The sequence below is a fragment of the Sphingobium sp. IP1 genome, from assembly GCF_002708645.1.
In the GTDB taxonomy this organism is placed as follows: domain Bacteria; phylum Pseudomonadota; class Alphaproteobacteria; order Sphingomonadales; family Sphingomonadaceae; genus Sphingobium; species Sphingobium yanoikuyae.
In genome coordinates this window covers 1-10,219 of record NZ_NOIW01000148.1, presented here as the reverse complement: position 1 = coordinate 10,219, position 10,219 = coordinate 1, and the positions used below count along the sequence as shown (strand labels likewise).

Below are 10,219 nucleotides of genomic sequence, written 5' to 3'. Positions count from 1 at the left end.
CGACCAGAAGTGGACGTTCCTCCCCGGAACGGGGAGGTGGCAGCGCGAAGCGCTGACGGAGGGGCAGGTGCCTCTTGGCGCTGCGCTATCCGGCCTGTGCCCCTCCACCACTCGCTACGCGAGCGGTCCCCCTCCCCGTGCCGGGGAGGAATGTCTTGTTCCCACCCAAATTCGCCGCCCTTCCCGTCCATCATCCGGCCTGTCCTACAGGCCGCCTGTCTGATCTACTGCCCGGATGGATCATCATCCCCCCGCCTTTCCACCCCTGTCATGGCCCACTGCGCGCGGGCCATCGACGCGTGGTGATCGCGCCATAGGGGCGTTCCTGGTGCGCGGCAGAAGCGCGACTGTCGCGTCACAGGGGCGATGCGGGCGCAGATTCGACACCCGCGCCCCATGGGCGGTGACGCGCCACCGGCGCAAAGCTGGCGCGTCGCAGGCGCGTTCCCGGCGCATTTGCCCCAAAAAGCCCGATAACGGTGTGAACTTCGGGAGACGCGCGCGCCTATGCTCAGCCCAGCGGCCGCCGCGCGCGCAGCGCCTGGGCCAACGTACCCTCGTCCAGATAGTCGAGTTCGCCGCCCACCGGCACGCCATGGGCCAATTGGGTCAGGCGGATCGGGAAGCGCTCCAGCCGCTCGGCCAGATAATGGGCGGTAGTCTGCCCCTCCAGAGTGGCGTTCATCGCCAACACCACCTCATCGATGCCGCCGGCCTCGACCCGCGCGACCAGCGCGTCGATGCTCAGATCCTCAGGCCGCACCCCCTCCAGTGCAGAGAGGCGCCCGCCCAGCACATGGAAGCGACCGGGGAAAAGGCGCGACTTGTCCAGCGCCCACAGGTCCGCGACATCCTCCACCACGCACAGCGCCCGCGCGTCGCGGCGCGGATCGGCACAGATGCCGCAGGGATCGACCGTGTCGACATTGCCGCAGGTCTGGCAGGTGACCAGCCGTTCATTGACCGCCGCCAGCGCGCGCAGTAGCGGCTCCAGCGCGCCCTCGCGCTTCTTGAGCAGATGCAGCACCGCGCGGCGCGCCGAACGGGGGCCAAGGCCGGGCAGTCGCGACAGCGCCTGGGTCAGCGTCTCGATTTCTGGGGATGCCATGGAACCGAGATAAGGGCTTGCAAGTCGTCCCGACAAGAGGTTTGAGAGCGATCTTGGAAATTGGCCCCAGGCAGATTTCAAATGCGGTGCCAGCCCGCTCCCCCACCCGGCCACCCAACGGCAGTATCTTGAAGGGCGGCCGGGTGGGGGAGCGGGCTGGTGCGGGAAGCGGAAAAACTATGCGTATCATTTACATGGGCACCCCCGATTTCGCTGTTCCAGCGCTCGATGCACTGGTGAAGGCCGGGCATGACATCGTCGCCGTCTATAGCCAGCCACCCCGCCCGGCCGGCCGTGGCAAGGCGCTGCGCCCCTCCCCGGTGCAGGCCCGTGCCGAGCAACTGGGGATAGAAGTGCGCACGCCCGTTTCGCTCAAGGACGAGGCGGTGCAGGCCGAATTTGCCGCGCTCGACGCCGATGTCGCGGTGGTTGCCGCCTATGGGCTGATCCTGCCGCGCGCGATCCTGGCGATGCCGCGCCATGGCTGCCTCAACATCCATGGCTCGCTGCTGCCGCGCTGGCGCGGCGCCGCGCCGGTGCAGCGCGCGATCCTGTCCGGCGACAATGTCACCGGCGTCACCATCATGGACATGGAGGCGGGGCTCGACACCGGGCCGATGCGCGCCAAGCATGTCACCCCGGTCGAGGACAAGACGGCCGGCGAATTGACGCAGGAACTGGCGGAGGCCGGTGCCGACCTGATGGTCGATGTGCTGGATGATCTTGCCGGCCATCCCCCGGTGGTCCAGCCTGAAGAGGGCGTCACCTATGCCGCCAAGATCGACAAGGCGGAGGCACGGATCGATTTCAGCCGCGACGCGCATCAGGTCGAACGGCAGATCCGCGCCTTCAACCCCTTCCCCGGCGCCTTCTTCGAATATGACGGCGAACGCTTCCGCATCCTCGCCGCCACGGTCGAGGATCATGCCGGGCCGGCGGGCGAACTGCTCGACCACAGCCTGCTGATCGGCTGCGGCCATGGCGCGATCCGTCCGACGCTGATCCAGCGCGCGGGGAAGGCGGCGATGTCGGCGGGCGAATTGCTGCGCGGCTTCGACATGCCCACCGGCAGCCGGGTCGACGCCTGATCCGATGGCCCGTTTCGCCTTCACCGTCGAATTTGACGGCCGCCCCTATATGGGCTGGCAGCGTCAGGCCCATGGCCCCAGCGTCCAGCAGGCGATCGAGGATGCGATCCATGCCGTCACCGGCGAGCGCGCGATCCTGCACGCTGCCGGCCGCACCGATGCCGGCGTCCATGGCCTGGCCATGCGGGCCCATGCCGATGTCGAAAAACCGCTGACGCCCTTTCGCCTGATGGAGGCGATCAATGCGAAGCTGCGGCCCCATCCGGTCGCGATCCTCGCCTGTGAGGAAGTCGCGCCGGACTGGCATGCCCGTTTCAGCTGCACCGGCCGCGCCTATATCTACCGCATCGCCAATCGCCGCGCGCCACTGACCCTGGAATCAGGGCTTGCCTGGCGGGTGATCCAGCCGCTCGACGCCGACGCCATGCACGATGCGGCGCAGATCCTGGTGGGCCATCACGACTTCACCACCTTCCGCTCGGTCCATTGCCAGGCGGCCAGTCCGCTGAAGTCACTGGCGATGCTGGATGTGGAGCGACAGGGCGATCGCATTGCCATCCGGGCGGAGGCGCGATCCTTCCTCCATCATCAGGTCCGTTCGATGGTCGGCTGTCTCGCGATGGTCGGCATGGGCCGCTGGAGCGCCGATGACCTGCGCGATGCGCTGGAGGCGCGCGACCGCGCCCGGCTGGCGCTCAACGCGCCGCCCGACGGCCTCTATTTCGTGCGCGCCGATTATAGCAGCGCGGTAGTCACCAGCTGATTCTTGCCGGCGCGCTTGGCCGCCAGCATCGCCTCGTCCGCGCGCGCCACGATGCTGTCCAGTTCGGTGTCATCGTCGGGGATCAGCGTGACCAGCCCAAAGCTGCCGCTGACACCGCCATGTGCGCCGCCCAGCGTCATCAGTCCGACGCGCAGCGCCTCGCCCAGATCCGTGCCTTCCTCGTCGACCAGCAGCACGAACTCGTCGCCGCCCATCCGCGCCACGACATGGCGAGGGGCGACCATATCCTCGATCAGCCGCGCCACATCGACCAGGCAACGATCGCCGGCGCTATGCCCGCGACTGTCGTTCAATTGCTTGAACCCGTCGAGATCGAGATAGATCAGGCTGACGGCGCGATGCACCTCGGCTGCCTGACGCAACAAGGCCCGCGCCCGCACCACGAAGCCGCGGCGGTTGAGCAGGCCGGTCAGCGGATCATGGATCGCATCAAAATGGGCCTGCCGCATCTCCGACAGATCCTCGACCACGGCGACATAGAATTCGGGCGCATCCCGCTCGTCACGCACCAGCGCCACGGTCAGGTTGATCCAGATCAGCGACGCGTCGGCGCGAATATAGCGCTTCTCCAGCGTATAGCGCTGCAACTCGCCCCGGTGCAGCCGGCCGAGCAGCGCGACATCGGCATCCAGATCATCGGGATGGGTGATCTGCTGGAAACCCAGCCGCATCAGCATCGCGGCCGGATAGCCGGTAATCTCCTCGAAACGGGGATTGACCGTCAGGAAGCTGCCGTCGAGCGCCACATGGGCAATGCCGACCGGCGCGTGCTGGAAGGTCGCCTGGAACCGGCGCTCCGCATTGGCCAGATTGGCCTGGATCGTCTGCGCCTCCTGGCTCAGTGCCCGCGCGACATGAGTCAGGCGGTCGATCCGGCAGATCGCATCCGGGGTCATCACGGGATCGCGATCAGGGACAATGGACTGGGCGGAGGCGATGGGCACGATGGGCGACTATTCTTTCCTGACTGGCACGCTTCCTCCTGCGCCCAACAAGGTAAAGACTCTCTTTAGATTACATAATTTACTGGCTCCAGAGTGGGTTTGAGAAAGCCGGTTCCAGCCCGCTCCCCCGCCCAACCACCCGACAGGATGACACTGGATCGGGTGGTTGGGCGGGGGAGCGGGCTGGAACCATACTGGAAATCGCCCTTTCGCGATTTTTCAAACAGGCTTTCGGATCGTCAGAGCCGGGTGCGGAACGGGGTGAAGTCGGTGCCCGCGTCATAGACGTCCAGCCCCTCGCGCCGCTTGAGACCATTGACCACCACATAGGTGACGGGCGTCAGCACCGCTTCCCAGCCGACCTTCATCGCCCAGTTGGTGACCATCACGGTCAGTACCTGCGTCGTGGTCCAGTCGCCATAGAAAGCGAGCGGGTAGAAGAGCAGGCTGTCCACCCCTTGCCCCACCACGGTCGAGCCGATGGTGCGCATCCACAGATGCCGTCCCTGGGTGATGATCTTCATCTTGGCCAGCACGAAGCTGTTGGCCAGTTCGCCCGCCCAGAAGGCGCAAAGCGAGGCAAAGACGATCCGCCAGGTGCTGCCGAACACCGCCTCATAGGCTTTCTGGTCGGGCCAGCCCTCGGCCGGCGGCAAGGCCACCACCACCCAGCTCATCAGCGCCATGAACAGCATCGCGGCAAAGCCCGCCCAGACGCAGCGCCGCGCCCGCGCATAGCCATAGACCTCTGTCAGCACGTCGCCGATCACATAGCCGAGCGGAAAGAAGAGGATGCCCGCGCCAAAGGTGACGCCGCCCAGCGACGACAGCTTGGCCGCGCCGATCAGGTTGGACAACAGCAATATGGCGACGAACGCCGCCATGAAGAAATCATAATAGCGCAGCGGCCGTGCGCCCAGCACGGTCGCGTCGATTTTCCGGATGCCCGCGTCGCTCATCCTTCAGTGCATATCCCGCCGACACACGATTGCAACGGCTGCGAAAGATTGCGCCGCAGCCCAAGCCCCGCTATCGCTCCCGCGCACGGCCCCGTAGCTCAGTTGGATAGAGCATCCGCCTTCTAAGCGGATGGTCGCAGGTTCGAATCCTGCCGGGGTCGCCAACGAAATATCGGTTGTCAGCAAGACTGCTCCTTTACTTCATTTTCGTGATCCTCTGAGAGGCAGAAATGGCTAATTTCGGCCACTTCGGTTTAAGAGGGTGTAGCGAAGTATGCGGTTTTCGCCGTCAGCGAGGAATTAGGAACGTCCCATTCAGGACGGCAAATCAAGGCGATTGAGTATCCGTCTGAGCAACGTCCAAGGCCCATCCCGGCGAGGATGTGACGATATTTGCACCCGGGTATCTATCCCCTGCACCCCTAGTCGGAGATTTTCGCACTGGAAGATCCGAGCGGTGTAATCGCTGACGTCGGCCAGCCTACTCTCGTTCTCGATCTTCATCTGAGCGATATCGAAAGCCGCTGCCTCATCGCCACCCGGCCAGATTGTGATCGTGACGACCATCATGGCCTGCGCGCCATCTCTACGGCGCGAACCTAGACTCGAGCTGCAGGTCCAGCCCTTCAGCCAACGCACTTTGAGGATTGCTGGCTACCATCGCCAAGATCGCCCCCATCGCGTCCGACACCATAGAGACCGCCAGCGGGTTGCTCGCGTCGTACCCTCTGCGGACCTCAGCCTGGTCCGCCAACTGTCTTCCATAACGAAGTCTGAGCAATCCTTTCGCCTCGGCGAGATCGCAGGCCATCATCGCATGGTAGACATGGTGGATCTGATCCACCCGCACATCGACGATCGTCGCGGTGTACAGCGTCCGACCATGGCCGGCACTCTCCCGGTCCCTGCCGGTATTCCAGAGCCCTCCGGTCGTCGCCTCCCCCGACATGTAACCGTCGCTACGGAGGATTTGGTCGACCAGATCACTGGGCGTTCCAAGCTCCAAGTCCAGGGCATGAAACATGATGCATCTCATCAACCCTGGCGCGGTCAGGCACGCTTCCAGCGGTCGCGCCCCGCCGAACGGAGGCTGCGAGCTATAGAGCCAAGCCAATGGATCGGACTGCAAGCTGTCACGCTCGAACCGAGCGCCGGTTTCGACGGCCGCGATCACGAGGCGGTCTACCATCTTGTAGGTCAAGTCGAATGAAACATCGTCAGGGCTATCACTGGCCAGCGGATCAGGGCGTCCCAACAGAGCTGAAGTGGTGAAGTAATCCAGCGCTGAGCGCTGGGTCCGTGCAGCTATTCTCTGTTCGTACATCTCGTGCGTCAGCATTGCGAAACCCTTTCTGTCACCATCCTTTTCAAGAGAAGCCTGCGCGAGTCGCACGCTCCATTTATCGACTTGTACATTCATTTCAATGATTCTGGAATTATAGAATTGAATGGCGTTCGATTTCCTGTTTCAACGGACGTCTCAACGGACATCAGCCGGCACATTCTTGATTTGGCTGACGGATCTGTCCGTCACTAACCGTTTGACCGGTTGGGATGGATCGCTGATAGTCTGGCCCATGGACTCATCAGCAATGGTCGAGGCCCTGGCTGCGCTAGGGCAACCGACTCGCCATGATATCTACCGCCTACTCGCCCGGGCGCCTGAAGGCCTGCCGGCGGGAGAAATTGCGCGCCACCTCAATGTCCCTGCAAACACGCTATCTTCCCACCTGGGAATTCTATCGCGTGCCCACCTGGTCTCCTCGCGCCGTGCGGGAAAACAGGTGATCTATCGGGCTGATACAGCCGCAGCGTCGTCCATCAGCACATACCTCAATGGTCTGGCCTCAGTGACGCCCTGAATTTTCTGAATACGCTCAGCTTCGCTCCTCGAAACTCAGGAGTGAAGAAAAATGGAAGATCGCATTGCCCACTACATGGTGACCTTCACGCCTCAGCAGTGGCCGGAAGCTTACCGGCGCGCTCTAGAAGTCGAAGAGCTCCCAAGGAAGGGCAGTCGGCGAATGGCAGCAGCTGTTACCGCTGCCGCCACTCGGCTGGGGTATAAGGAGCGCAACTTCTTCAAGATCATTCGGGCGTACAAGGACTCGCTCCAGCTGAACGATCAGGTTCTGTCCAACTACCCCCGTCAGCTTCCTGCTGAAACGAGAGCAGCTCTCGAAGAAGCCATCGCGCACGCCGGCCCGGGCGCTCGGCCAGGGGCGATCCAGTCTGCCGCCGAAGCCTTATGCGAGAAGCGTAAAATAAGTCCACCAAGCAAACGGGCAGTCCGCACGAGACTCAATCTGCCCATGGAAGTGACCGATATCGCGTCCTACACCGGCATGAATACCGACTACGCCATCGATATGTCGCCACTCGATGTGGCGGTCGATGGCCCTAATGACATCCCCTATCACGCTGTGCTCACGGCTTTCATAGATGTCAGCCGTGGCACTGCTCTCGCTCATGTCGTCACCGCAGATCGGCCAACTGCCGACGACATCCTCCAGTTGGTCACCGAGGCCGCTGAGAAGACGAGTTCCGCATCACCCGCACGCGCATCTTTGGCGATGTACCGGAACGCTCCTGTCGATGACCCGCGCACGAAAGCCCAGTTACGCTCAATCGGCATCGCCAAGTCAGACGTTCAGGTGGATTCTCGTCGGCCAGGATTGGCCCTCACTGCTATGTTCGGCACCAAGCTCGGCCGCGTGCCTCTCAATCCGCGCCGCAATCCTTCAATCCCATTCGCAATTCGCGAAACTCTGCCTCTGCCTGTCGTGCGTCCAGCCGTTGCTCTGCTTCTGGAGCGCTATCACGCTGGCCTGCAGATCAATCGCGAGGCCGAGCCCGCCGTATCAGCCGCGGCAGCGGTCCATGCGATTACCAAAGGGCCAGCCAAAGCGACGCCAACTGACGTCGCCTATGCCCAATCTCTGTCCCCGAGCAGGTAGCACGTTATCGGCAAGGTGGGATTAATGGGGCACGCTGACTAATAGGATCCCAACCGTCAGTCCCATTTGCGCCTGATTGATCTTCGAATATCCACCTTGCGTTAACTTTTGCGCGTCACATGCAAGCACATGTTCTTGCAGTATAAATTTCCGATCGAGCCAACCCGGGCGCAACATGCGCGCCTGGCGTCGATCCTGCAGCTGCAGCGAAATTTATACAACGACGCGCTCCAAAATCGGCGTGCAGCCTTTCAGCGCGGCGTCCATCTCACATACGAAGACGATACCAAGTCTCTCCCTGCGTATAGAATGGCCAACCGCCAGCATACTGCCCTGCCCTGGGGCATTAACAACTGGACCTTGCGCTGCGTCGATACCGCAATGACGAGGTATCGCGATCGCCTGACGGCCAACCCCAACGCCGGGTTCCCGCGCTTCCGCTCCGAAGAGCGTTGGCGCAGTTTTGGCGTCCACGGCGTACGAGGATGTGTTATTGCCGATGGCTACCTAACGGTCGATGGCATCGTCGGGAAATTGCGCATGCGCATGCATCGCCCTTTGCCGGCTGACGCTCGCCTCGCCAGACTCACCTTCACCCGCAGAGCCCGCCAATGGCATGTTGCCATCCTGATTGATTGCAAAGTCGGCGATCAAGAGCATAAGAAACCCGGTAGCGCATGCGGCCTCGATCTCGGCATAGAGCAACTAGCATCGCTGTCAGATGGCTCTCTCTTCGACGACACACCCCGTAAGACCACTCAGAGTTCCGCGTTGCGTCGGGCCTACCGGGCACTGGCAAGATGCCAGAAAGACTCCCGCCGAAGTAAAAAGCTGCGCGAACGCCAAGACCGCGCCAGTCAACGGGTGATAAACCTCCGTTCCACGCGGCTGCATCAGATCTCGGCGGCGATCACTAATCGATTTGAAACGATCGTGGTCGAAGATCTCGCGCTCAAACAATTTCCCCGACCAACACGCACACGACGCCCATCAGACGGCGTTGGCGCAATCGCGATACGAGAAAACGGTCAGGTGTTGGCCGAGCCAAGACCAAAGCGCCTTCTTGAGATGATCCGCTACAAAGCTGAAAAAGCTGGTGGCAAAGTCGTCGTTGTCGATCCGAGACACATTACGCAAACGTGCAATGCATGCGGATCACCAACCTCTGAAAGTAACGATGCTGACCGGCACATCTGTGCGTGCGGCGCCGATGTCCCACGAGGCACCAACAACGCAATCAACATCCTTGCGCGCGGTCTCTCCGCGCATGCGGCCGCTTTGGGTCGCAGGGTGGGCAAGGTTTTGCCCAACGCCAGCGTCTAGCTGCGCGTCCACCCGGAAATGCAGCGCGTTTGCATAGCAACTGCCTGTCCAAAGCCAGTTTGGTTTTTTCAAACCCGCTTTAGCCATACATATTCGCACTGGAACCCTGATGATCACCTTACGCCCCTCCCGCGACTTCGGCAGCTTCCGTTTGGATCATTTCCAAAGCCTTCAGCATTTCGGGCCTGAGAGCTGCGGCGGACATCCGATGCAGTGGGGCGATATGATCATGTGGAACCACGAGACGATCTCTCCCCGCGCTGCCCTGCCGCAAACTCCGCATGCCGATACCGAGATACTGACCTACGTCACCAGTGGGTTCCTCTATCACGAAGATAACCTGGGCAATGTCGGGATGCTCCAGGCAGGCAATTGTCAGATCATGTCAGCTGGAACTGGTGTCTTTATCAGGCGCGGCAATCCAGACGAAGCTGAACCAGTCGAATTCGTCCAGATCTGGCTGATGCCCAACCATCAGGCTGGCGAGCCATTTTCCGTCACGAATGGGTTCGCTGATGATGGTGAGCCGGGGCAGTTCGTTACATTGGCCAGCGGGTTCGACAATGAAGGCAATTCACTGCCAATGCGAGCCAATGCCCGCCTCTCGCGCATTGTGCTGACCGACAGTGGCACTGCGGATTACCGATTTGAAGCAGGCAATTTCGGCTATGTCGTGCCGCTCACCGGCGCTGTTCAGGTCGGTGATGTTGTCGCCAACCGCAACGACGGAATTCTCATCAACGATGTTGAAGTCATAACCATAGTCGGCGTCGGAGACGCGGAAGTGCTCCTCATAGAGCTTTCTGAAGCCTGAGGGCTGATCGCTTTAAGAAAACCTCACAGGGTGGATGACCAAGCCAAATGAATCAGATCGCTCGGGTTGTGAACGTATTTTCCACCCCATACGAAGCATGGAGTTACCGCCAGTCGGGACTGTCAGGATTTCCGTGTGCGGCCGGGCGGTTGATCATCAGGCCGCCATGGCTCTGATGAAACGTTCGCCGAAGATCACGGCAAATTGCGCCTTCGCCATGGTCCACTCACGTGGTGGCATCT

12 protein-coding genes and 1 tRNA gene are annotated in these 10,219 nt (G+C 61.8%); 8 read left to right on the top strand and 5 right to left on the bottom strand.

Translation table 11 applies throughout. The annotated features are described in order from the left end of the window. Positions 1 to 511: 511 nt before the first annotated feature. Complete coding sequence (recR, locus tag CG471_RS27260; protein WP_017503434.1) at positions 512 to 1,108, bottom strand: recombination mediator RecR; 597 nt, start codon at positions 1,106 to 1,108, stop codon at positions 512 to 514. 179 nt (positions 1,109 to 1,287) lie between these two features. Here recR and fmt point away from each other — a divergent pair, with 179 nt between their 5' ends. Then, the gene (gene fmt, locus CG471_RS27255) at positions 1,288 to 2,196 is read left to right on the top strand and encodes a methionyl-tRNA formyltransferase (protein WP_099234384.1); all 909 of its coding nucleotides are present in this window, start codon (positions 1,288 to 1,290) and stop codon (positions 2,194 to 2,196) included. Between the two features lie 4 nt (positions 2,197 to 2,200). After that, complete coding sequence (gene truA, locus CG471_RS27250; RefSeq protein ID WP_017503436.1) at positions 2,201 to 2,959, top strand: tRNA pseudouridine(38-40) synthase TruA; 759 nt, start codon at positions 2,201 to 2,203, stop codon at positions 2,957 to 2,959. Here truA and CG471_RS27245 read toward each other — a convergent pair. Together CG471_RS27245 and CG471_RS27240 are read right to left on the bottom strand one after the other, a co-directional pair. Beyond that, complete coding sequence (locus CG471_RS27245; RefSeq protein WP_257211705.1) at positions 2,932 to 3,924, bottom strand: sensor domain-containing diguanylate cyclase; 993 nt, start codon at positions 3,922 to 3,924, stop codon at positions 2,932 to 2,934. The two genes, truA and CG471_RS27245, sit on opposite strands and share 28 nt — an antisense overlap. A gap of 239 nt (positions 3,925 to 4,163) precedes the next feature. Beyond that, a complete protein-coding gene (locus tag CG471_RS27240; RefSeq protein ID WP_037510686.1) occupies positions 4,164 to 4,883 on the bottom strand; it encodes a queuosine precursor transporter in 720 nt (239 codons plus the stop codon). Between the two features lie 87 nt (positions 4,884 to 4,970). Between CG471_RS27240 and CG471_RS27235 the strand changes: the two genes are divergently transcribed. Then, positions 4,971 to 5,047 (top strand) — tRNA-Arg (locus CG471_RS27235). 151 nt (positions 5,048 to 5,198) lie between these two features. On the opposite strand, the gene CG471_RS27230 is transcribed toward CG471_RS27235, so the two are convergent. Further along, a complete protein-coding gene (locus tag CG471_RS27230; RefSeq protein ID WP_010335963.1) occupies positions 5,199 to 5,453 on the bottom strand; it encodes a hypothetical protein in 255 nt (84 codons plus the stop codon). Positions 5,454 to 5,469: 16 nt separating this feature from the next. Continuing rightward, on the bottom strand, positions 5,470 to 6,222 hold the full coding sequence (locus CG471_RS27225; RefSeq protein ID WP_010335962.1) for a hypothetical protein: 753 nt from the start codon (positions 6,220 to 6,222) through the stop codon (positions 5,470 to 5,472). A gap of 109 nt (positions 6,223 to 6,331) precedes the next feature. Between CG471_RS27225 and CG471_RS27220 the strand changes: the two genes are divergently transcribed. The 5 genes from CG471_RS27220 to CG471_RS31045 form a co-directional block, all read left to right on the top strand. Then, entirely contained in the window at positions 6,332 to 6,745 is a 414-nt protein-coding gene (locus tag CG471_RS27220) for a helix-turn-helix transcriptional regulator (RefSeq protein WP_252364921.1), read from the top strand. A 51-nt stretch (positions 6,746 to 6,796) separates the two neighbouring features. Beyond that, positions 6,797 to 7,840, top strand: coding sequence for a hypothetical protein (locus tag CG471_RS27215; protein WP_010335961.1), 1,044 nt, complete (start codon positions 6,797 to 6,799; stop codon positions 7,838 to 7,840). 129 nt (positions 7,841 to 7,969) lie between these two features. Then, on the top strand, positions 7,970 to 9,163 hold the full coding sequence (locus CG471_RS27210; protein WP_010335960.1) for an RNA-guided endonuclease TnpB family protein: 1,194 nt from the start codon (positions 7,970 to 7,972) through the stop codon (positions 9,161 to 9,163). Between the two features lie 109 nt (positions 9,164 to 9,272). Beyond that, positions 9,273 to 9,977: a pirin family protein gene (locus tag CG471_RS27205; RefSeq protein ID WP_010335959.1), complete on the top strand. Its 705-nt coding sequence runs from the start codon at positions 9,273 to 9,275 to the stop codon at positions 9,975 to 9,977. Between the two features lie 34 nt (positions 9,978 to 10,011). Further along, positions 10,012 to 10,219, top strand: a 208-nt coding sequence (locus tag CG471_RS31045) for a hypothetical protein (protein WP_218964293.1), incomplete at its 3' end; no start/stop codon positions are given.